Source organism: Streptomyces sp. Ag109_G2-15 (assembly GCF_900215565.1).
GTDB lineage: Bacteria > Actinomycetota > Actinomycetes > Streptomycetales > Streptomycetaceae > Streptomyces > Streptomyces diastatochromogenes.
The window spans coordinates 5,412,487-5,435,402 of record NZ_OCNI01000001.1; the positions used below are offsets into that span (position 1 = coordinate 5,412,487).

Consider the following 22,916-nt stretch of genomic DNA (forward strand, 5'->3'; position numbering starts at 1 on the left):
ACCCGGTCACGGCGCACTACTGGCCGAGCGGCGCCCCTCGGTCGTGCGGTCCGGGGCCGTCAGGTCCGCAGGAGTACCGACCGGGGTGCCCCGCCGGACGGGGCAGGAAGGGTCAGCATGGCCGGAAAAGCTGCCCCTGGGGGCAGTGCGGCGGGGGGACCGCACCGACAGGCGCCGGTCGGGAGGATCCGCGCCGGTGGGCGTTGTCCACAGCCCCGACGCGGTGTCGGTGCTCGCCAGTAGGGTGTGAGACATGGCCGATCCCTCCAGCTACCGCCCCAGGCCGGGTGAGATCCCGGACTCTCCGGGGGTGTACAGGTTCCGTGACGAGCACCGCCGGGTGATCTACGTCGGAAAGGCGAAGAGCCTGCGCCAGCGCCTGGCGAACTACTTCCAGGACCTGGCGAACCTGCACCCGCGCACCCGGACGATGGTGACCACCGCCGCGTCCGTGGAGTGGACCGTGGTGTCCACGGAGGTCGAGGCGCTGCAGCTGGAGTACTCCTGGATCAAGGAGTACGACCCCCGGTTCAACGTCAAGTACCGCGACGACAAGAGCTACCCGTACCTCGCGGTGACGATGAACGAGGAGTTCCCGCGCGTCCAGGTGATGCGCGGTCACAAGAAGAAGGGCGTCAGGTACTTCGGCCCGTACGGCCACGCCTGGGCCATCCGGGACACCGTCGACCTGCTGCTGCGGGTCTTCCCGGTGCGCACCTGCTCGGCCGGTGTCTTCAGGAACGCCGCCCGCACCGGCCGCCCCTGCCTGCTCGGCTACATCGGCAAGTGCTCCGCCCCCTGCGTCGGCCGGATCACCCCCGAGGACCACCGGGACCTGGCCGAGGAGTTCTGCGACTTCATGGCGGGCCGCACCGGCACCTACCTCCGCCGTCTGGAGAAGCAGATGATGGAGGCGGCCGAGGAGATGGAGTACGAGCGGGCCGCCCGCCTGCGCGACGACATCGAGGCCCTGAAGAAGGCCATGGAGAAGAACGCGGTCGTCCTCGCCGACGCGACCGACGCCGACCTCATCGCCGTCGCCGAGGACGAGCTGGAGGCGGCCGTGCAGATCTTCCACGTGCGCGGCGGCCGGGTGCGCGGCCAGCGCGGCTGGGTGACCGACAAGGTCGAGGAGGTCACCACCGGCGCCCTCGTCGAGCACGCTCTGCAGCAGCTGTACGGCGAGGAGACCGGGGACGCCGTTCCCAAGGAGGTCCTGGTCCCGGCCCTGCCCGAGCCGGTCGAGCCGGCCCAGGAGTGGCTGACCGGCCGCCGCGGGTCGAACGTGTCGCTGCGCATCCCGCAGCGCGGCGACAAGAAGGCGCTCATGGAGACCGTGCAGCGCAACGCCCAGCAGGCCCTCGCCCTGCACAAGACCAAGCGCGCCTCCGACCTGACCACGCGCTCCCGGGCGCTGGAGGAGATCGCCGACGCCCTCGACCTGGACAGCGCCCCCCTCAGGATCGAGTGCTACGACATCTCGCACCTGCAGGGTGACGACGTGGTCGCCTCCATGGTCGTGTTCGAGGACGGCCTGCAGCGCAAGAGCGAGTACCGGCGCTTCCAGATCAAGGGCTTCGCCGGCCAGGACGACGTCCGCTCCATGCACGAGGTGATCACCCGCCGCTTCCGTCGCTACCTCGCCGAGAAGGAGAAGACGGGGGAATGGACCGACGGCGAGGGTGCGCTCACCGACGGCGAGGACGTCCTAGGCGACGGCGAACCCCTCACCAGCTCCCTCAAGGACGACGACGGCCGCCCCAGGAAGTTCGCCTACCCGCCGCAGCTCGTCGTGGTCGACGGCGGGCAGCCGCAGGTCGCGGCGGCCCGGCGGGCGCTGGACGAGCTGGGCATCGACGACATCGCCGTGTGCGGCCTCGCCAAGCGCCTGGAGGAGGTCTGGGTGCCCGGCGACGACGACCCGGTGGTCCTGCCCCGCACCAGCGAGGGCCTCTATCTGCTCCAGCGCGTCCGCGACGAGGCGCACCGCTTCGCGATCACCTATCAGCGCACCAAGCGTGCCAAGCGCTTCCGTGCCGGCCCCCTGGACGACGTGCCCGGCCTCGGCGAGACCCGCAAACAGGCGCTCATCAAGCATTTCGGCTCGGTGAAGAAGCTGCGGTCCGCCACAATCGAGCAGATCCAGGAGGTGCCCGGGATAGGCCGGAAGACGGCCGAGACGATTGCCGTGGCCCTCGCCCAGGCGGCTCCGGCCGCACCCGCCGTGAACACGGCGACCGGAGAGATCATTGATGACGAGGAACCCGATACGACGGCGGGTTCCTCGGGGGAGCCCGTGTCCGCGGGTCTCCCGGACGAACGACGGGGGCAGGAGAGATGACCGAGCACGACGCACAGCCCACAGCGGACCGAGATCAGACGGCCGCGGGGGAGCCGCAGCAGGCGGCTCAGGAAAACGGAGCACAGGTGAGTACGGATGCCACGCCGGCCGGGGCCCCCGAAGCGGCCATCCCCGAGCTGGTGATCATCTCCGGCATGTCCGGAGCGGGCCGGTCGACGGCCGCGAAGTGTCTGGAGGACCTCGGCTGGTTCGTCGTGGACAACCTCCCGCCCGCCCTGATCCCCACCATGGTGGAGCTGGGCGCCCGTTCCCAGGGCAACGTGGCGCGGATCGCGGTCGTCGTCGACGTACGCGGGCGGCGCTTCTTCGACAACCTGCGCGAGTCCCTCGCCGACCTCGACAGCCGGGGCGTCACGCGCCGGATCGTCTTCCTGGAGTCCTCGGACGACGCCCTGGTGCGCCGCTTCGAGTCGGTGCGCCGCCCGCACCCCCTCCAGGGCGACGGCCGCATCGTCGACGGCATCGCCGCCGAGCGCGAGCTGCTGCGTGAGCTGCGCGGCGACGCCGACCTGGTGATCGACACCTCCAGCCTCAACGTGCACGAGCTGCGCGCCAAGATGGACGCCCAGTTCGCGGGCGAGGAGGAGCCCGAGCTGCGGGCCACCGTGATGTCCTTCGGCTTCAAGTACGGCCTGCCGGTCGACGCCGACCTGGTCGCGGACATGCGGTTCCTGCCCAACCCGCACTGGGTCCCGGAGCTGCGCCCGTACACCGGCCTCAACGAGGAGGTCTCCGCCTATGTCTTCAACCAGCCCGGAGCCAAGGAGTTCCTCGACCGGTACGCCGAGCTGCTGCGGCTCATCGCGGCCGGCTACCGGCGCGAGGGCAAGCGGTATGTGACCATCGCCATCGGCTGTACCGGCGGCAAGCACCGCTCGGTCGCGATGTCGGAGAAGCTCGCCGCGCGACTCGCGGCCGAGGGCGTGGAGACGGTGCTCGTACACCGGGACATGGGACGGGAATGACGGAACGTACACCGCGGCTGAGCAGGCTGCGCCGGGTGGTGCCGGAGGGTCGCTCGAGCCGTGCCGCGGCCGACGCGCGGGCGGCTCGCCCCGCTGAGGTCCGCGGCGGCCGGGCCCGCCGGCGCGGCGCCCAGCCCAAGGTCGTCGCCCTCGGCGGTGGCATGGGCCTGTCCGCCTCGCTCGCCGCGCTGCGCCGGATCACCGGCGACCTCACCGCCGTCGTCACGGTGGCCGACGACGGCGGCTCCAGCGGGCGTCTGCGCGACGAGCTGGGCGTGCTGCCCCCGGGCGATCTGCGCAAGGCCCTCGCCGCGCTGTGCGGTGACGACGACTGGGGCCAGACCTGGGCCCGGGTCATCCAGCACCGCTTCCAGTCCCAGGGCGACCTGCACGACCACGCGGTCGGCAACCTGCTGATCGTGGCTCTGTGGGAGCAGCTCGGCGACCACGTCCAGGCCCTGGACCTGGTCGGCAAGCTGCTCGGCGCGCACGGCCGGGTGCTGCCCATGTCCGCCGTACCGCTGGAGCTGCAGGCCCTGGTCAAGGGGCACGATCCGGAGCGCCCCGAGGACGTCGACACCGTGCGCGGGCAGGCGACCGTCGCCCTCACCCCCGGCGAGGTGCAGTCGGTGCACCTCGTGCCGCACGACCCGCCCGCCGTCCCCGAGGCCGTCGCCGCGGTCCTGGACGCGGATTGGGTGGTGCTCGGCCCCGGTTCCTGGTTCTCCTCGGTCATCCCGCACCTGCTCGTCCCGGAGCTGCTGGACGCCCTGACCGAGACCAAGGCGCGCAAGGTCCTGTCCCTGAACCTCGCCCCGCAGCCCGGAGAAACCGAGGGCTTCTCCCCGCAGCGTCATTTGGAGGTTTTGGGCCGACACGCCCCTAAACTCGCCCTGGACGTGGTGCTGGCCGACGAGGCCGCGGTGCCCGACCGCGACTCGCTCACCGAGGCCGCCAAGCGGCTGGGAGCCGCGGTCGAGCTGGCGCCGGTGGCCCGGACCGACGGCAGCCCCCGGCACGACCCGGAGCTGCTGGCCGCCGCGTACGACCGTATTTTTCGGATGCATGGAAGGATCGGCCCATGGCGATGACGGCAGCGGTGAAGGACGAGATCTCCCGGCTCCCCGTCACCCGGACCTGCTGCAGGAAGGCGGAGGTCTCCGCCATTCTGCGGTTCGCCGGCGGCCTCCACCTGGTGAGCGGGCGCATCGTGATCGAGGCGGAGCTGGACACCGCGATGGCGGCCCGCCGGCTCAAGCGGGACATCCTGGAGATCTTCGGCCACAGCTCGGAACTGATCGTGATGGCGCCCGGCGGCCTGCGCCGCGGCTCGCGCTACGTCGTGCGCGTGGTCGCGGGCGGCGACCAGCTGGCCCGCCAGACGGGCCTTGTCGACGGCCGGGGCCGCCCGATCCGCGGCCTGCCCCCGCAGGTGGTCTCCGGGGCCACCTGTGACGCGGAGGCGGCCTGGCGCGGGGCCTTTCTGGCACACGGCTCGCTGACCGAGCCCGGCCGTTCCTCCTCCCTGGAGGTGACGTGCCCGGGCCCGGAGGCCGCGCTCGCGCTGGTGGGCGCCGCACGCCGGCTGTCCATCGCGGCGAAGGCCCGCGAGGTGCGCGGGGTGGACCGGGTCGTCGTGCGCGACGGTGACGCGATCGGCGCCCTGCTGACCCGGCTCGGTGCGCACGAGTCCGTGCTGGCCTGGGAGGAGCGCCGGATGCGGCGCGAGGTGCGGGCCACCGCCAACCGGCTCGCGAACTTCGACGACGCCAACCTGCGCCGTTCGGCGCGCGCCGCCGTGGCCGCCGGTGCCCGCGTCCAGCGCGCCCTGGAGATCCTCGGCGACGAGGTGCCCGAGCACCTCGCGGCCGCGGGCCAGCTGCGCATGGAGCACAAGCAGGCATCCCTGGAGGAGCTGGGCGCCCTCGCCGACCCGCCGCTGACCAAGGACGCGGTCGCCGGCCGTATCCGCCGCCTGCTGGCGATGGCCGACAAGCGCGCCGCCGACCTGGGCATCCCGGGCACGGAGGCCAACCTCACCGAGGAGCTGGCCGACAACCTGGCGGGCTGACCCGAAACACCGTCAACTCGCCGGTGCCGACGTCCATTCGGGTGGTCGGCACCGGCGTTTGCGTGTCCATGAGGCGGTCTTGACTCGATCATGATGTGACATGAGCCTGGCAACCTGTTCGCCGCTGTGGCGGACTACCGGTAGGGGGGTTCATGAGACACAGAGCGAGAGCGATCCTCGCTGTCGGCGCGCTCCTGATCGGGGGAGCGAGCCTTGCGCCCATCGCCCAGGCGCAGAGCGGAAGTCCCGCCCCGTCCGACCCCGACGAGGTCAAGGTCTTCCGAGCGGACGTCACCCAGAAGCAGATTCCCCTGCTTCTCAAGGCCGGGCAGGACGGCCATGAACTCGGCGAGCAGGTGGCCGGGCACGGGAAGACCACCGTCGAGGTCTACCTCACCGACGAGCAGGCGAGGAAGCTCGAGAAGCAGGGCGTCCACCTCGCCGAGCACACCCTCTCGGCCAGGGCCGAGGCCCGCGTCGAGGGCGCCGCCCAGGGCGTGTTCCGGCCCTACGGCGGCAGCGGAGGTCTGGAACAGGAGATCGTCCGGACCGGGCAGGCCCACCCAGATCTCACCAAGGTCGAGTCCATCGGCAAGACGATCAACGGCCAGGACATCCTCGCGCTCAAACTGACCGGGAACGCGAAGAAGTCGAAGGACGGCTCCAAGCCCGCCGTGCTGTACATGTCCAACCAGCACGCGCGCGAGTGGATCACACCGGAGATGACCCGGCGTCTGATGCACTACTACCTGGACCGTTACAAGACCGACAAGCGCGTCAAGAAGATCGTCGACTCCACCGAGCTGTGGTTCGTCATCTCGGCCAACCCCGACGGCTACGACTACACGTTCAAGGACTCCACCACCCGCCTGTGGCGCAAGAACCTGCGGGACGTCAACGGCGACGGCGTCATCGGCACGGGTGACGGCGTCGACCTCAACCGCAACTTCCCCTACAAGTGGGGCTACGACGACGAGGGTTCGTCCCCGAACCCCACCAGCCAGACCTACCGCGGCGCGAGCCCGGAGTCCGAGCCGGAGACCAAGGCCCTCGACGCCTTCGAGAAGCGCATCGGTTTCACCTACGGCATCAACTACCACTCCGCCGCCGAACTCCTCCTCTACGGCGTCGGCTGGCAGGTCGCCACCCCCACCCCGGACGACGTGCTCTACAAGGCGCTCGCCGGCACCCCGGACAACCCGGCCATCCCGGGCTACCGTTCGCAGGTCTCCTCGGAGCTGTACACCACCAACGGCGAAGCGGACGGCCACGCCTCGAACGTCAACGGCATGGCGATGTTCACCCCCGAGATGTCGACCTGCCAGACCGCGTCGGACATCGATCCGAGCGACGCCTGGAACGCCGCCGACTGCCAGTCGGTCTTCAACTTCCCCGACGACGCGAAGCTGATCCAGCAGGAGTTCGAGAAGAACGTCCCGTTCGCGCTCTCCGTCGCCGAGACCGCCGCCCACCCCGACCGGCCGGTCTCCTCGGTCGGCCTGAGCGCCGCCGACTTCACCCCGGCCGCGTTCTCCACGTCGTACGCGCGGGGCACGGACCAGGAGGTCTCGGTCGTCGTACGGAAGTCCGTGCGAGACAAGGAACTCAAGTACCGCGTCAACGGCGGCCGTACCCGGGACAGGGCGCTCAGGCACTGGAAGGGCGGCGAGACCTACGGCGGCGAGGACGACCTCTACTTCGACGAGTACCGGGCCAAGGTCCGGGACGGCGAACCGGGCGACAAGGTCGAGGTGTGGTTCACCGGTAGGACCAGGAGCGGCAAGAAGGTCTCCAGCTCCCACTTCACCTACACCGTCGCCGAGCGGCCCGGGGCCGACACCCTCGTCGTCGCCGAGGAGGGCGCGGCCGCCGCACAGGCGCAGACCTACGTGGACGCGCTGAAGGCGGCCGGGCACCGGGCGCTCGTGTGGGACGTCGCCACCCAGGGCGCGCCCGACGCGCTCGGCGTGCTGAAGCACTTCAGGACCGTCGTGCACTACTCGGGCGCGAGCGGACCGGGCAATGCCACCCAGCTCCAGCTGCGCGCCTACCTCAACGAGGGCGGCCGGCTGATCGAGGCCGGCGAGCTGGCCGGCGGCAGCGTCGACCTCGGCGACGGCACCCTCTCGGACGACTTCAGCCAGTACTACCTGGGCGCCTACAGCCGTACGTCGACCAAGGGAGCCACCGCCTTCACCGGCTCCGGCGCCCTCGACGGCTACACGGGCCCCGTCGGTGACGCGCCCGGCAACCCGCTCGACAAGGCCGGCACCTACGGCATCACCTCGGACGAGCTGCCCGCCCACACGTACCCGCAGTTCAAGAGCGCGGGCGCGGGCCGGTTCGCCGGGACCGTCAGCCCGTACGGACCGTACTCCGGCTCCTACATGGCCGCGGCCCTGCACACTGACGACGCCTACAAGCGCCTCACCCGCACCATCGACCTCTCCGGGGTCGGTGCCGCCGACCAGCCCGCCCTGCGCACCCGGCTGTTGTGGGACACCGAGCCCGGCTACGACCACGCGGTCGTCGAGGCCCACACCGTGGGCGCCGACGACTGGACGACCCTCCCGGAGGCCGGCGGGGCCACGAAGACGGCCGTACCGGCCGAGTGCGGGGCCGGGTTCCTGATCGGCGAGCACCCCTGGCTCAGGCACTACCTCACGCTCGCGGACAACGCCTGCACCGCGACCGGCACCACCGGTTCGTGGCACAGCCTCACCGGCATCTCCGGCGGCTGGCAGCAGGTGAGCTTCGACCTGAGCGCGTACGCCGGCAAGTCCGTCGAGGTCTCCATCAGCTACATCACCGACCCGGGAAGCGGCGGGCACGGCGTCCTCGCCGACGACGCCTCGCTCGTGGTCGGCGGTACGGCGAAGGACACCGAGGGCTTCGAGTCGTCCCTGGGTGCCTGGAAGGCGGCCGGGCCGCCCGCGGGCAGCCCGGCGGTCCTGAAGGACTGGACGCGCACCGGAACGCTCTTCCAGACCTTCGGAGCGGTCACCGCCGAGGACACCGTGCTGCTCGGCTTCGGCCTGGAGCAGGTGCCGTCGGCGGCCGACCGGGCGGCGCTGCTGAAGAAGGCGTTCGCCTCGCTCGACGGTTGAGACGGCGCTCGACGGATGAGACGGTCCCGCTCAACAGGTGAGCGGGACCCCCTCTCAACGGTGCGCGAAAGCGTCACTCATCAGGTGAGCCGACCCGCTCACGAACGAGTGAAAAGTGGGTCTGCGGGCATCGGCATTACATAACAAAGAGGCGCGAAACGACCCCCGATTCCGGGCGGTCCGTACCCTACTGGCGGGTACGGACCGCCTGCCCGTGTATGCGGCATCTCGATGTCACTCAGGGGCCCCCAGAGGGGTAGGGTCGGGGGTGGTCGGGGACATCCCAAATACAGCTCGCCGGCACCGCATGGCCGGCGTACCAACGAGGAGATCGGTTCGTGACGATCCGCGTAGGCATCAACGGCTTCGGCCGTATCGGGCGTAACTACTTCCGCGCACTGCTGGAGCAGGGTGCCGACATCGAGGTTGTGGCTGTCAACGACCTGGGTGACACCGCGACCACCGCTCACCTGCTGAAGTACGACACCATCCTGGGCCGCCTCAAGCAGGAGGTCTCCCACACCGCCGACACGATCACCGTCGACGGTCACACCATCAAGGTGCTCTCCGAGCGCAACCCGGCCGACATCCCCTGGGGTGAGCTGGGTGTCGACATCGTCATCGAGTCCACCGGCATCTTCACGAAGAAGGACGACGCCGCGAAGCACATCGCCGGCGGCGCCAAGAAGGTCCTCATCTCGGCTCCGGCCTCCGGCGAGGACATCACCATCGTGATGGGCGTCAACCAGGACAAGTACGACCCGGCGAACCACCACGTCATCTCCAACGCCTCCTGCACCACCAACTGTGTGGCGCCGATGGCGAAGGTCCTCGACGAGAACTTCGGCATCGTCAAGGGTCTGATGACCACGGTGCACGCGTACACGAACGACCAGCGCATCCTTGACTTCCCGCACAAGGACCTGCGCCGCGCCCGTGCCGCCGCCGAGAACATCATCCCGACCACGACGGGTGCCGCCAAGGCCACCGCCCTGGTCCTGCCGCAGCTCAAGGGCAAGCTGGACGGCATCGCCATGCGCGTCCCGGTCCCCACCGGCTCGGTCACCGACCTCGTCCTGGAGCTCGGCCGCGAGGTCACCAAGGAAGAGATCAACGCCGCCTTCCAGAAGGCCGCCGAGGGCGAGCTCAAGGGCATCCTGGAGTACACCGAGGACCCGATCGTCTCCTCCGACATCGTCAACGCCCCGGCGTCCTGCACCTTCGACTCCTCCCTGACCATGGTCCAGGAGGGCAAGAACGTGAAGGTCATCGGTTGGTACGACAACGAGTGGGGCTACTCCAACCGCCTCGTGGACCTCACGGTCTTCGTCGGCAACCAGCTCTGATCGGCCGTAGCAGGCAACTGATGCGTCACACAGGGCTCGGGCAGCGCACCGTCGCGCTGCCCGAGCCCTGATGCGCGTGCAGGCCGCCCCGGCCGACCTGCGAAGATCGGCCCTCGTAGGAACAAGAGCCCTCCTCAGGAGTCCCCTCTCATGAAGACCATCGACGAACTTCTCACCGCGGGTGTGGACGGCAAGCGGGTCTTCGTCCGCGCCGACCTCAACGTCCCGCTCGCCGACGGCGTCATCACCGACGACGGCCGCATCCGCGCCGTCCTGCCCACCGTCAAGGCCCTCGCCGACGCGGGCGCCAAGGTGGTCGTCGCCTCGCACCTGGGCCGTCCCAAGGGCGCCCCGGACCCCGCCTTCTCGCTGCTGCCCGCCGCCGAGCGGCTCGGTGAACTCCTCGGCGCGCCGGTCGCGTTCGCCCAGGACACCGTCGGCCCCGCCGCCCACGACGCCGTGAACGGCCTCCAGCCCGGCCAGGTCGCGGTCATCGAGAACCTGCGCTTCAACGCCGGCGAGACCTCCAAGGACGACACCGAGCGCGGCGAGTTCGCCGACCGGCTCGCGGCTCTCGCCGACGTCTACGTCGGTGACGGCTTCGGCGCGGTGCACCGCAAGCACGCCTCCGTGTACGACCTCCCGGCCCGCCTGCCGCACTACGCCGGCCACCTGATCGCCACCGAGGTCGGCGTCCTGAAGAAGCTCACCGAGGACGTCAAGCGCCCCTACGTCGTCGCGCTCGGCGGCGCCAAGGTCTCCGACAAGCTCGCCGTCATCGACGAGCTGCTCGGAAAGGCCGACCGTCTGCTCATCGGCGGCGGCATGGCCTACACCTTCCTCAAGGCCAAGGGCTACGAGGTCGGCATCTCCCTCCTCCAGGAGGACCAGGTCCCGGCCGTCACCGAGTACATGGAGCGCGCCGAGAAGCAGGGCGTCGAGCTGCTGCTCCCCGTGGACGTCGTGGTCTCCCCGGAGTTCCCGGACCTGAAGGCCAAGGCTCCCACCGAGAACACCGTGGTCGACGCGGACAAGATCCCCGCCGACCAGGAGGGGCTGGACATCGGCCCCAGGACCCGAGAGCTGTACGCCTCGAAGCTCGCCGACGCCAGGACCGTCTTCTGGAACGGCCCCATGGGCGTCTTCGAGCACCCCGACTACGCCGAGGGCACCAAGGCGGTCGCCCAGGCCCTCGTGGAATCCGACGGCTTCACCGTCGTCGGCGGCGGCGACTCCGCCGCGGCCGTGCGTACGCTCGGCTTCGACGAGAACGCATTCGGCCACATCTCGACCGGTGGCGGCGCCTCCCTCGAATACCTCGAGGGCAAGACGCTCCCCGGCCTCGCCGCACTGGAGGACTGACCCTTTATGAGCACGCGCACGCCGATCATGGCGGGCAACTGGAAGATGAACCTCAACCACCTCGAGGCCATCGCGCACGTCCAGAAGCTCGCCTTCGCCCTGGCCGACAAGGACTACGAGGCCGTCGAGGTCGCCGTCCTGCCGCCCTTCACCGACCTGCGCTCCGTGCAGACCCTGGTCGACGGCGACAAGCTCAAGATCAAGTACGGCGCCCAGGACATCTCGCAGCACGACTCCGGCGCCTACACCGGCGAGATCTCCGGCCCGATGCTGGCCAAGCTGAAGTGCACCTATGTGGTGATCGGCCACTCCGAGCGCCGCCAGTACCACAACGAGACCGACGAGCTGGTGAACGCCAAGGTCAAGGCCGCCTACAAGCACGGCCTGACCCCGATCCTGTGCGTCGGCGAGGAGCTGGACGTGCGCGAGGCGGGCAACCACGTCACGCACACGCTCGCCCAGGTCGAGGGCGGTCTGAAGGACCTCCCGGCCGAGCAGGCCGAGACCGTCGTGATCGCCTACGAGCCCGTCTGGGCCATCGGCACCGGCAAGGTCTGCGGCGCCGAGGACGCCCAGGAGGTCTGCGCCGCCATCCGCGCCAAGATCGCCGAGCTGTACTCCCAGGAGCTGGCCGACCAGGTCCGCATCCAGTACGGCGGCTCCGTGAAGTCCGGCAACGTCGCCGAGATCATGGCGCAGGCCGACATCGACGGCGCCCTCGTGGGCGGCGCGTCGCTGGACGCCGACGAGTTCGTCAAGATCGTGCGCTTCCGCGACCAGTGAGTATGCGCTAGACGCGATCCGTCGTACCCTGGCGGGGGCACAGCCGTGGTGCTGTGCCCCCGTCGTCCATCCGAATCCGAGGAAGTTGGTCCAGCCGTGGTTTTGGGGTTCTCGATCGCCCTGATCGTCTTCAGCCTGCTGCTGATGCTGCTGGTGCTGATGCACAAGGGGAAGGGCGGCGGCCTCTCCGACATGTTCGGTGGCGGCATGCAGTCGTCCGTCGGCGGCTCCTCGGTCGCCGAGCGCAACCTCGACCGCATCACCATCGTGATCGGTCTGCTGTGGTTCGCGTGCATCGTCGTCCTCGGCATCCTGATGAAGACGAACAGCTGAGCGGCGTCTCGCAAGCACATACATTCCGCACGTAAGGCCCCATGTTCGGTACGCGCTCGTGAGCGCGGCCTATCATGGGGCTTGCGTCTAGATGTGGGGGCTGTAACTCCAATCACTGGACGCGCGTTGGGCCTTACGTAGACTGAGGCGCTCGCGGCGAAGCGGAACGCCGACTCGCTTCGCGGCACCATCACGCAGGGAGTTACACCGTGGCAAGTGGCAACGCGATCCGAGGAAGTCGGGTCGGGGCGGGGCCGATGGGCGAGGCCGAGCGCGGCGAGTCCGCGCCGCGTCTGCGCATCTCCTTCTGGTGCTCCAACGGGCACGAGACGCAGCCGAGCTTCGCCAGCGACGCACAGGTGCCCGAGACCTGGGACTGCCCGCGCTGCGGCTTCCCGGCCGGCCAGGACCGGGACAACCCGCCGGACCCGCCGCGCACCGAGCCGTACAAGACCCACCTCGCGTACGTACGGGAGCGGCGCAGCGACGCGGACGGCGAGGCGATCCTCGCCGAGGCGCTCGCCAAACTGCGCGGCGAGATCTAGGACTTGTCATCGGCCGGGTGCCCCAGGGTGTCTGGCCGAAGCGTTCCTCCCCTTGCCCCCGGCCGATTGTCAGTGGCACCCCCTACGGTTTTCGTGAAGGCGTGAACCGCGAGGGGGAGTTGTGACGGCGGTCGAGACGGCACGGTCAGGTGCGCCCGCGTGGCGCGGGGGATCAGGGCGGTTGTGGAGTGCCGCGGTGCTCTCCAGCTTCGGTGACGCGCTGCGTACGGCCGCGTTGCCGCTGTCGGCCGCCTCGCTGACCGAGGCGCTGCGGGGCCTGCTGGTCGCGGGCTTCGCTCTCGCCGTCTCGCTGGGGCAGACTTCGATCGGCCTGCTGATCCTGCCGGCCTTCACCCTGACCACGCTGTTCGACAACGCGTCGACGGCCCTGCTGCCCGCCGTGGTGGAAACCGAGGCCCGCGGCAGCGGGAACGCCCGGCCGATGAGCGGACAGCAGATCGCCGGCGGGCGGCCGGCCCCAGGGGCAGCACCCTGCGCCGGGAGATCGCGGAGGGACTGCGCACGCTGTGGCGCGACGGCGCCCTGCGCGGACGTGGAACGTCAACACGACGACCCTGATGCAGCGGCGCAGCCCTGCCGAGCTGCTCGGCCCGCGCTGATACCCGCGCGCAAGCCGGACGTACCTGTTGTTGCCCCGCAGGACGGCATCACAACAGCTCATGGCACCCGCTGATCAATTAGGTTGGATCCGGCAGCGGGGCAAGGTACGCAGCAGGACAGGTCGCAGGAAAGAAGGCTGAAGTCGGATATGAACGCAGACGGCCGTACCAGGCTCAACCAGACGCCCGAGTGGACCGCTCTCACCAAGCACCGGGAGGAGCTGGCCGGCACCCATCTGCGGGACCTGTTCGCCGCCGATCCGGAGCGCGGCGCCGGGTACACCCTCCAGGTCGGTGACCTGTACATCGACTACTCGAAGCACCTGGTCACCGACGAGACGCTGCGGCTGCTGCGCGAGCTGGCCGCCGCGACGGACGTCTTCGGGCTGCGGGACGCCATGTTCCGCGGCGAGAAGATCAACGTCACCGAGGACCGGGCGGTGCTGCACACCGCACTGCGCGCTCCCCGGGACGCCGTGATCGAGGTCGACGGCGAGAACGTCGTCCCGGCCGTGCACGCCGTGCTGGACAAGATGAGCGGCTTCGCGGAGCGCGTGCGTTCGGGTGAATGGACGGGGCACACCGGCAAGCGCATCAGGAACGTGATCAACGTCGGCATCGGCGGCTCCGACCTGGGCCCCGCGATGGCCTACGAGGTACTGCGCAGCTTCACCGACCGCGACCTCACCGTCCGCTTCGTCTCCAACGTGGACGGCGCCGACCTGCACGAGGCCACCCGCGACCTGGACCCGGCCGAGACGCTGTTCATCATCGCCTCCAAGACCTTCACCACCATCGAGACGATCACCAACGCCACCTCGGCCCGGAAGTGGCTGCTCGACGCGCTCGGTGCCGAGTCCGCGGTGGCCAGGCACTTCGTGGCCCTGTCGACCAACGCCGAGAAGGTCGCCGAGTTCGGTATCGACACGGCCAACATGTTCGAGTTCTGGGACTGGGTCGGCGGACGCTACTCGTACGACTCCGCGATCGGCCTGTCCCTGATGATCGCGATCGGGCCCGACCGGTTCCGGGAGATGCTGGACGGCTTCCGCCTCGTCGACGACCACTTCCGCACCGCGCCCGCCGAGTCCAACGTGCCGTTGCTGCTGGGCCTGCTGGGCATCTGGTACGACAACTTCCACGACGCCCAGTCGCACGCGGTACTGCCGTACAGCCACTACCTCTCCAAGTTCACCGCCTATCTCCAGCAGCTGGACATGGAGTCCAACGGCAAGTACGTGGCGCGGGACGGCAAGCGGGTCGAGTGGCAGACCGGCCCGGTGGTGTGGGGCACGCCCGGCACCAACGGGCAGCACGCCTACTACCAGCTCATCCACCAGGGCACCAAGCTCATCCCGGCGGACTTCATCGGCTTCGCCGAGCCGGTCGGCGAGCTGAGCGGTGAACTCAAGGCCCAGCACGACCTGTTGATGGCCAACTTCTTCGCCCAGACCCAGGCCCTCGCCTTCGGCAAGACGGCCGAGGAGGTCCGTGCGGAGGGCGTGCCGGAGGAGCTGGTCCCGCACAAGACGTTCCCGGGCAACCGGCCGACGACCACGATCCTCGCGCGCGAACTGACCCCGTCCGTGCTCGGCCAGCTCGTCGCGCTCTACGAGCACAAGGTGTTCGTCCAGGGCGCCGTGTGGAACATCGACTCCTTCGACCAGTGGGGCGTGGAGCTGGGCAAGGTCCTCGCCAAGCGCGTCGAACCGGCCCTGACCGAGGGCGCGGAGGTCCCCGGCCTGGACGCCTCCACGAAGGCGCTGGTCGCCAAGTACCGCGAGCTGCGCGGCCGTAGCTGACCGCCCGCCGCCGCGGCGACGATTTTCCTGTGCGATTTCTGTGCGAGTCCCCTAGGGTTCCGCTGAATTCAGGGGAGGACATGCATGAGACGTAGGGGGTTCGCCGCGGCGGTCGCGGTGGCCGTACTGGGGATGTCGGCGGTGGGCTGCGGAAGCAGATACCAGCCGCCGGAATCGAAGAACAGCGCGCCCGCGGTCATGGCGGAGGTCAAGCCGGCCTACTCCGGTCTGGCGGAGGTGCCGGAGCGGCTGGAGGCCGACGGGACGACCATCACCGTGGGCGACCCGGACGCCAGGGTGACTGTGCACCTGTACGAGGATCCGCGGTGCCCGGTGTGCGAGGAGTTCGAAAGCACCGGGGGCGCCCCGCAGCTGCGCGCGGCCACCATCCGGCGGAAGGCGAAGACCGAGTACACCCTCGCCTCCTTCCTGGACGACCGGCTCGGCGGCAGCGGTTCCGTGAAAGCGGTCAACGCCCTGCGGGCCGCGCTGGACGCGGGCAAGTTCGCCGAGTACCACGACATGCTGTACGCCAACCAGCCCGCCGAGAGCGTCGACGGCTTCACCGACGCCTACCTGCTCAGGCTGGCCGGGCGGATCCACGGGCTGCGCAGTCCGGCCTTCGACTCGGCCGTCAGGACCATGAAGTACCGCTCGTTCGTGACCGCCTCACAAAAGGAGTACGAACGCGCGGGCGGGGCCAAGGACCCCCAGGGTCCGGGCACTCCCACCGCAGAGGTCAACGACGTACGCATCCCGGCGGAGAGCAACGGCGTGCTCTTCGACCCGGACGTGTTCGGTCTCCTGCTGTTGAAGCTCGGGGCGGGGCCGGGGGAGTAGCTCAGGCCACCGCGCTCAGCGTGTCCGCCAGCCGTCGGCGCGCCGCCCGCGCCGCGGGCAGCGCGGCCAGGGCCCCGGCCCCCAGCACGGCGCCCGCGCCCAGCAGGAGCAGCAGGCCGGGCGAGGGCGACTGGGCGATACCGGCGCCGATGCCGCTGGAGCTGCCCTGGGCGTCGATCAGCCGGTGCGCCAGCGGCAGCCCCAGGACCGTACCGGCCAGGACCGCGGCCAGGGCCGTACAGGTCGTCGCCGTGACGGTGATCGCGGTGATCTGCCGGGGGGACATGCCGATCGCCCGGAGGGCGAGCATGTCCCGCTCGCCCTCCCGGACGCTCCCGCCGATCGCGGTGAGCAGCTCGACCAGCCCGATCAGGGCGAGCACGGCGATCAGTCCGGCGACGACCGCGCGCAGCGGGGACAGCCCGTCGGCCGGGTTGGTCACGGCGTGCACGTCCAGGTGTCCGCGGCCGGCCGTGGTCAGGGCGGAGGCGACCCGCTGCGGGTCGGCGCCCGGGCGCAGCCGCAGCTGGTAGAAGGCCGGGGACAGCTGCGGGTCGTTCTCGCGCAGGGTGTCCAGGGAGGTCGTCACGACCCGGCCCGCGTTCTGCGGTTCGATGCTGCGGCCCACGATGTGCAGGATCTGCGGCTCCTCGCCCACCGTCATCCGCACCCAGTCCCCGACCCGCACATGCAGCAGGTCCAGCAGGCCCTGGCCGGCCACGGCCTCGTCCGGTCCGTGCGCGGCCCGGCCCTCGGCGAGGGTGTAGGGGTAGGGCCGGGTGCGCGTGCCGAGGCCGCGCAGGGCGATGGTGCCGGTCTGGCCGGGGACCAGTGCGGCGACCTCGACGCCCGGGTAGGCGGCGGTGACCTGGTGGTCCGCCGCCAGCAGGGCCCGTACGTCCGGGTCACTGAGCCCGCCGTCCGAGCGGAGGGTGAGCGCCGTCGGCAGGCCCACCCGTTCCGGGCTGCTGTGGAAGCGGTCGATGGTGGTCCACGCGCTGAGCGCCACCACGATCAGCAGCAGGGGCAGCGCCAGCCGGGCCACGCCGGCCAGTGACCGGCCGCGGCCCGCGAACGCCTTGTGGCAGCCCAGGACCAGCGCGGCCGGCAGCCGCAGCCCCAGGGCACGGCGGGCCAGTCCGGTCAGCCGGCCGCCCGCCGGAGCCGCCGGGCGGGGCACCGGCACCGGTGGCACCCGGCCCGCCCGCCAGGCCGCGAGTCCCGTGGTCAGGCCGATGAACACCACCGCTGCCACGGGCACGGCGGACAGCGCCACGGTGTGCCCCGGCAACCCCTGCCACACGCCCACCGCGTCGCCGAGCCGCCCCGGGATCCGGGTGCCGAGACCCTCGGTCACCGCGGCCGCGGCCACCGCCCCCAGCACGGCGTACGCCAGGTGCTGGAGCAGGAAGATCCGTACGACCTGGCCCGGCGTGAAGCCGATCGCCTTCAGCACCGAGATGTCCCGCAGGTGGCCCCGGATGCGGGTGCCGATCGCCCCGTGCACGGCGAAACCCGCGGCGACCAGGGCGCCGAGCCCGAACAGGCCGAGCACCTGGCCGAGCAGCCGGTTCTCGCCCTGGGCGTCGGCCCGCGCCTGCTGCCAGGTGGAGACCTCGCCGACCGCGCCCGCGCCCAGCACGGTGACGGCGCGCTGGACCGCGTAGTCCGTGTCGGCCGGGTCCTTCAGACGCAGCCCGGTCACCTGGCCGCCGGGGGCCCGTACGGCGGACGGCAGCGCCCAGACGAGCCCCGGCTGTGCGCCCGGGCTGTAGCCGGGCTCCGCGCTGTCGGCGATGCCCTCGACGGTGAGCGTGCGGGCGGTGCCGGGCAGCGTGAGGGTGTCGCCGGGCTCGGCCAGCAGGGCCCGGGCCAGCCGGCCCTCCAGGACCACGCCGTCCGGCTCGGCCGGGTCCAGCCAGTGCCCCGCGGTGAGCAGCGGGCGCCCGACGGAGGGCAGCCGCGGGGTGCCGCGCAGCTCCACGGAGGCACGGGTGCCGCGGGAGGCGACGGTGACGGACTCGGTGCGGTAGGGGCCGGCCACCGACTCGACGCCGTCCAGCCCGGCGAGCCGGTGCGCGTCGGCGGAGGCGGCGGTGTGGATCCAGACATGGGCCCCGCGGGCCTGGGTGAAGGTCCGCTGCCAGGGGTTGGTGGCGTACCCGAAGAGGGCGGCGGCCAGCAGCAGCGAGGCGACGATGCCGGCGGTGGCGAGCGTGATGAACAGCGCCTCGCCGCGGTGCGTGCGCAGATCGGAGTGGGCCCAGCGCAGGGTTGCTCGCACGGCTCAGTCCCCGGCCCCGGGCAGTCGGCGCGCCATCAGTCCCTCAGCTCCAGCACACCCGAGGTCCCGGGCTTGCGGGACGGGGTGCCGTCCAGCGCGGCGTCGTCGGCTATCCGGCCGTCGAAGAAGCTGATCACCCGGTCGGCGGCGCTGGCCAGCCGGGCGTCGTGGGTGACCAGGACGATGCTCTGCCCACGCCCGTGGAAGCGGGACAGCAGCCGCATCACCTCGCGGGTGCCCTTGCTGTCGAGGCTGCCGGCGGGCTCGTCCGCCAGCAGCAGCGGCGGATGGTTGACCAGGGCACGGGCGAGCGCGACCCGCTGCTGCTCACCGCCGGACAGCTCGCCCGGCATGCTGCGCTCCTTGCCCTCCAGACCCAGCTCGGCCAGGAGCGTCTCGCGCTCGGCCCGGGCCCGCTTCGGCGGGACGCCGGCGAGGAGGGCGGGCAGCTCGACGTTGTCGGCCACCGACAGGTTCGACACGAGGTTGAAGAACTGGAAGACGATCCCGATGGCCTTCCTGCGCTCCACCGCCCAGCGCGCCTCGCTGAAGGAGTCCGTGCAGCGGCCGTCGAGCCAGACGCTGCCCTCGTCCGGCCGCTGCAGTCCGCCGAGCAGGTGCAGCAGCGTGGACTTGCCGGCGCCGGACGGTCCGGTGATCGCCACGAACTCGCCCCGCGCGACGCTCAGGTCGACCCCGCGGACGGCACGCGCGGGCGCGCCCTCGCCGTGGTGGGTCTTCACCAGACCCTCGGCGCGCAGCAGGGGAACGGCAGAGCCGTCACTCACTCCAGCTCCTCCAGTTCCTCCTGGCACCGCTCCAGCCAGTCCAGGTCGGCCTGCAGGTGCAGCATCGCGCCCTCGATGAGCAGATGGGCGATTCGGTTGTCCCGGTTCTCGGCCGCGGCCAGCTTCGACAGGTTGCGCATGGTGTTGAGGTACTGGCGCCGCTGTCTGTTGATGAGGGCGATCTGCTCGGCGAGACCGGTCTGCGGGGCGAGCGCGAGCTTCATGAAGAACTCGTCCCGGACCCGCGGCTCGTCCTCGGTCTCCTCGAACCAGGCGTGCAGCGCCTCTCGCCCGGCGTCGGTGAGGTGGTAGACCTTCTTGTTGGGCCGGCTGGACTGCTCGACGTCCTCGCCCTCGATCAGTCCCGACTTCTCGAGGCGGCCGAGGGTCACGTAGATCTGGCCGACGTTCGGCTGAGGGTACGCGGCACCCAGCAGTAGCTCAAGGTCCTGCTTCAGCTCGTAGCCGTGGGCCGGGCCGCGCGCGAGGAGTGCCAGGAGGGGCAGGCGCACTCGTGCTGTCCTCCTGTCTGCTCAATGTGCTCCAGGCCCTAGTATCGCCCATACCTAACAGGTATACATGGCCTCTGACCGCCGGGCGAGGGTGCCCGTGGCCGGGTGTACGTGTTCAGGGAGGAACCTATGCGGTGGATACGCGCCGCCGGTAGGGGGCTCCTCGTTCTCGCCGTGGTCATGAGCGGGTACATGGCCTCCGGCGCGCGCGCCGACGAGCGTGACCGGCGCGGTCCGCTCACCCTGGCCACCGCCGGTGACCTCACCGGCTACCTCGGCCCGCTCCTCGAGGGCTGGAACCGTACGCATCCCGCCGAGAAGGTCACCCTCGTCGAGTTGCCCGACTCCGCCGACGAGACCCACGCGCAGATGACCACCGACCTGCGCGGCGGCGACCGGGGCCGGTTCGACGTCCTCAACATCGACGTCAACTGGACCTCGGAGTTCGCGGCCGCCGGCTGGATCCGCCCGCTGCCCCGCGACCGCTTCCCGCTGAAGAGCTTCCTGCCACCGGTCGTGGACACGGCCACGTACGACGGGCGGCTGTACGCCGTGCCGTACGTCACCAACGCCGGACTGCTGCTGTACCGCAAGGACGTCCTCGCCAAGGAGGGCGTGCCGCCGCCGCGCACCTGGGCCGAGCTGGAGCACGACGCGAAGACCATCGCGCCCGAGTACGGCCTGGACGGGTACGCGGGCCAGTTCCTGCCCTACGAGGGTCTGACCGTCAACGCGGCCGAGGCCGTGTACTCGGCGGGCGGCACCATCCTCGGCGACGAGGGCACCCGCGTCACCGTCGACTCGGACGCGGCCCGCGAGGGCATCGGATTCCTCGCCCGCGGCCTGCGCGAGGGCTGGATCCCGAAGGCGGCGCTGACGTACAAGGAGGAGGAGTCCAAGCAGGCCTTCCAGGACGGCCGGCTGCTCTTCCTGCGCAACTGGCCCTATGCCTACGCCCTGGCCTCGGCCAAGGGCTCCAAGGTCGCCGGCCGGATCGGCGCCGTACCGCTGCCCGGGCCCGACGGGCCGGGGACGAGCGTCCTGGGCGGCTCCAACCTGGCCGTCAACACCCACGCCCGGCACCCCGACTCGGCCGCGCGTCTGATCGCGTACCTCACCAGCGAGGGCGTCCAGCGCCAGGTGCTCACGCGGGGCTCGCTGCCTCCCGTGCGCGCCGCGCTCTACGAAGACCCCGCGCTCGTACGGCGGTTCCCCTATCTGCCGACCCTGCGCACGGCCGTCCTCACGGCCGCTCCGCGCCCCAAGAGCCCGCACTACGACCAGGTCAGTCTGGTGGTGCAGGCGGTCGTGCAGGACGCGCTGACCGGGCACGAGACGCCTGCGGCGGCGGTGCGGCGACTGGCGCGCGAGCTGGCCGCCGTTTCCGGTCGCAAGCTCCTTCGCGGGCCACATCACTAGTTACATGTTAGGTAACGCGGACATCTCATCTGGCTTCAGAGTGCCCCGATAAGTCCGTATTCGTTACCCCAACTCGGCAGTAGTATCCGTTCTTTTCATTGACACCCTCGCGACACGCCTACCTAACATGCATGCATGCTGAGTAAGTACCACTGGTGGCGTGACGCGGTGATCTACCAGGTCTACGTCCGCAGCTTCCTCGACAGCACCGGCGACGGCATCGGCGATCTGGCCGGGGTCCGCGCGGGACTGCCGTACCTGAAGAAGCTCGGCGTCGACGGGATCTGGCTGAGCCCCTTCTATCCCTCGCCCCAGCACGACCACGGTTACGACGTCGCCGACTACCGCGGTGTCGACCCGCTCTTCGGTGACCTCGCCGAGTTCGACCTGCTGATGGCGGCGGCCCGGCGGCTCGGGATCAGGGTGCTCCTGGACATCGTCCCCAACCACTGCTCCAGCGAGCACCCGTGGTTCCGCGAGGCCCTCGCCGCCGAGCCCGGCAGTCCGGCCCGCGCCCGCTTCCACTTCGCCGACGGCCGTGGTCCCGACGGCTCCGAGCCGCCCAACAACTGGCACGCCATGTTCGGCGGCCCGGCCTGGACCAGAGTGGGCGACGGCCAGTGGTACCTGCACATGTTCACGCCCGAACAGCCCGACTGGAACTGGCGCGACCCCGAGATCCCCGCCGAGTTCGACCGGGTCCTGCGCTTCTGGCTGGACCGGGGCGTGGACGGCTTCCGCATCGACGTCGCCGCCGGCCTCTACAAGCACCCCGAACTGCCCGACTCCGACGACCCGGAGGCCGACGCCCGCACCCGCGACTCGGTCAACCCGCTCGCCTGGAACCAGCCCGAGGTGCACGACGTGTGGCGGCGCTGGCGCTCGCTGTGCGAGGAGTACGCGGCCCGCGACGGCCGTGAACGACTCCTCGTCGGTGAGGTCTCCGTCCCCACCGCCCGCGAGCACGCCCAGTACGTCCGCCCGGACGAACTCCACCAGGCCTTCTTCTTCGACCTGCTCAGCGCCCCCTGGGACGCCGACGCCTTCCGCAAGGTCATCTCCGAGGCCATGCAGGACATAGCCGGCACGGGCTCCACGGTCACCTGGGTCCTCAACAACCACGACCAGGTCCGCACCGTCACCCGCTACGGCGAACCCGCCACCGAAGGCAGCGGCATCGGCGCCGCCCGCGCCCGCGCCGCCGCGCTGCTGATGCTGGCGCTGCCCGGAGCCGCGTACATCTACCAGGGCGAGGAGTTGGGCCTGCCGGAGGTCGTCGACCTGCCGGACGACGTGCTCACCGACCCGATCTTCCACCGCACCGGAAGCCGTGCCCGCATCCGCGACGGCTGCCGGGTGCCGCTGCCGTGGTCCGGGCAGGCCTCCCCGTTCGGCTTCACCTCCGGCGCCGAGAGCGCCAAGCCGTGGCTGCCGCAGCCCGCCTACTTCGCCGAGTACGCCACCGACCGCGCCCTCGCCGACACCCGCTCCTTCTGGCACCTGTACCGCGACGGCCTGCAGCTGCGTTCCTCGCTGCCCCAGTTGGGCGAGGGCACGCTGCGCTGGCTGGACACCCCGCCGGGCGTCCTCGCCTTCGCCCGTGGTGACGGCCTCGTCTGTGCCGTCAACTTCGGTACGTCCCCTACGCCCGCGCCGGCCTCCGGCACGCCCCTGCTGTCCAGCGGTCCCTGCCCGGCCGGGGTGCTGCCCGGCTCCACGGCCGCCTGGTGGCTGAGCGACTCCGCCATCTGATTTTCCGTCAACTCCCCAACCCTCG

17 protein-coding genes and 1 pseudogene are annotated in these 22,916 nt (G+C 70.8%); 15 read left to right on the forward strand and 3 right to left on the reverse strand.

From position 1 onward, the window contains the following. The first annotated feature begins 253 nt into the window (after positions 1-253). The 13 genes and pseudogenes from uvrC to CRP49_RS24365 all read left to right on the forward strand — a co-directional run bounded on the left by uvrC (position 254) and on the right by CRP49_RS24365 (position 16,136). Positions 254-2,341: an excinuclease ABC subunit UvrC gene (uvrC, locus tag CRP49_RS24305; protein WP_097255299.1), complete on the forward strand. Its 2,088-nt coding sequence runs from the start codon at positions 254-256 to the stop codon at positions 2,339-2,341. After that, entirely contained in the window at positions 2,338-3,327 is a 990-nt protein-coding gene (gene rapZ, locus CRP49_RS24310) for an RNase adapter RapZ (protein WP_097255300.1), read from the forward strand. The genes uvrC and rapZ overlap by 4 nt, the downstream gene beginning before the upstream one ends. Then, on the forward strand, positions 3,324-4,418 hold the full coding sequence (gene yvcK, locus CRP49_RS24315; RefSeq protein WP_097255301.1) for a uridine diphosphate-N-acetylglucosamine-binding protein YvcK: 1,095 nt from the start codon (positions 3,324-3,326) through the stop codon (positions 4,416-4,418). The genes rapZ and yvcK overlap by 4 nt, the downstream gene beginning before the upstream one ends. Next, positions 4,409-5,398 (forward strand): DNA-binding protein WhiA, encoded by a 990-nt coding sequence (gene whiA, locus CRP49_RS24320; protein ID WP_097255302.1) that lies wholly within the window; start codon positions 4,409-4,411, stop codon positions 5,396-5,398. Before yvcK ends, whiA begins: the two co-directional genes overlap by 10 nt. Before the next feature lie 152 nt (positions 5,399-5,550). Beyond that, a complete protein-coding gene (locus CRP49_RS24325) occupies positions 5,551-8,505 on the forward strand; it encodes a M14 family metallopeptidase (protein ID WP_097255303.1) in 2,955 nt (984 codons plus the stop codon). 338 nt (positions 8,506-8,843) lie between these two features. Further along, positions 8,844-9,851 carry a type I glyceraldehyde-3-phosphate dehydrogenase gene (gene gap / locus CRP49_RS24330; protein ID WP_097255304.1) on the forward strand — a complete coding sequence of 336 codons (1,008 nt, stop codon included), beginning with the start codon at positions 8,844-8,846 and terminating at the stop codon, positions 9,849-9,851. A gap of 150 nt (positions 9,852-10,001) precedes the next feature. Beyond that, positions 10,002-11,213 carry a phosphoglycerate kinase gene (pgk, locus tag CRP49_RS24335; protein ID WP_097255305.1) on the forward strand — a complete coding sequence of 404 codons (1,212 nt, stop codon included), beginning with the start codon at positions 10,002-10,004 and terminating at the stop codon, positions 11,211-11,213. A 6-nt stretch (positions 11,214-11,219) separates the two neighbouring features. Further along, on the forward strand, positions 11,220-11,996 hold the full coding sequence (gene tpiA / locus CRP49_RS24340; protein WP_097255306.1) for a triose-phosphate isomerase: 777 nt from the start codon (positions 11,220-11,222) through the stop codon (positions 11,994-11,996). 96 nt (positions 11,997-12,092) lie between these two features. Further along, the gene (secG, locus tag CRP49_RS24345; protein ID WP_020939321.1) at positions 12,093-12,329 is read left to right on the forward strand and encodes a preprotein translocase subunit SecG; all 237 of its coding nucleotides are present in this window, start codon (positions 12,093-12,095) and stop codon (positions 12,327-12,329) included. Between the two features lie 257 nt (positions 12,330-12,586). Then, positions 12,587-12,874 carry an RNA polymerase-binding protein RbpA gene (locus tag CRP49_RS24350; RefSeq protein WP_007448238.1) on the forward strand — a complete coding sequence of 96 codons (288 nt, stop codon included), beginning with the start codon at positions 12,587-12,589 and terminating at the stop codon, positions 12,872-12,874. A gap of 121 nt (positions 12,875-12,995) precedes the next feature. Further along, positions 12,996-13,441, forward strand: a pseudogene (locus tag CRP49_RS24355) (MFS transporter); the annotation flags it as partial. 202 nt (positions 13,442-13,643) lie between these two features. Beyond that, positions 13,644-15,296, forward strand: coding sequence for a glucose-6-phosphate isomerase (gene pgi, locus CRP49_RS24360; protein ID WP_097255307.1), 1,653 nt, complete (start codon positions 13,644-13,646; stop codon positions 15,294-15,296). A gap of 84 nt (positions 15,297-15,380) precedes the next feature. Next, positions 15,381-16,136 (forward strand): thioredoxin domain-containing protein, encoded by a 756-nt coding sequence (locus CRP49_RS24365; protein WP_097255308.1) that lies wholly within the window; start codon positions 15,381-15,383, stop codon positions 16,134-16,136. Position 16,137: 1 nt separating this feature from the next. Here CRP49_RS24365 and CRP49_RS24370 read toward each other — a convergent pair whose 3' ends face one another. Genes CRP49_RS24370 through CRP49_RS24380 form a run of 3 tightly spaced genes read right to left on the reverse strand, consistent with a single transcriptional unit; the run spans position 16,138 to position 19,720 of the window. Further along, positions 16,138-18,420, reverse strand: coding sequence for an FtsX-like permease family protein (locus CRP49_RS24370; RefSeq protein WP_097255309.1), 2,283 nt, complete (start codon positions 18,418-18,420; stop codon positions 16,138-16,140). Between the two features lie 35 nt (positions 18,421-18,455). Next, on the reverse strand, positions 18,456-19,208 hold the full coding sequence (locus CRP49_RS24375; protein WP_094214810.1) for an ABC transporter ATP-binding protein: 753 nt from the start codon (positions 19,206-19,208) through the stop codon (positions 18,456-18,458). Next, positions 19,205-19,720: a PadR family transcriptional regulator gene (locus CRP49_RS24380; protein WP_094214809.1), complete on the reverse strand. Its 516-nt coding sequence runs from the start codon at positions 19,718-19,720 to the stop codon at positions 19,205-19,207. Before CRP49_RS24380 ends, CRP49_RS24375 begins: the two co-directional genes overlap by 4 nt. Before the next feature lie 129 nt (positions 19,721-19,849). On the opposite strand from CRP49_RS24380, the gene CRP49_RS24385 reads away from it, so the two are divergent. Next, positions 19,850-21,139, forward strand: coding sequence for an ABC transporter substrate-binding protein (locus CRP49_RS24385; RefSeq protein WP_097255310.1), 1,290 nt, complete (start codon positions 19,850-19,852; stop codon positions 21,137-21,139). Positions 21,140-21,274: 135 nt separating this feature from the next. Further along, on the forward strand, positions 21,275-22,891 hold the full coding sequence (locus tag CRP49_RS24390) for a glycoside hydrolase family 13 protein (RefSeq protein WP_179851742.1): 1,617 nt from the start codon (positions 21,275-21,277) through the stop codon (positions 22,889-22,891). Positions 22,892-22,916: the final 25 nt, after the last annotated feature.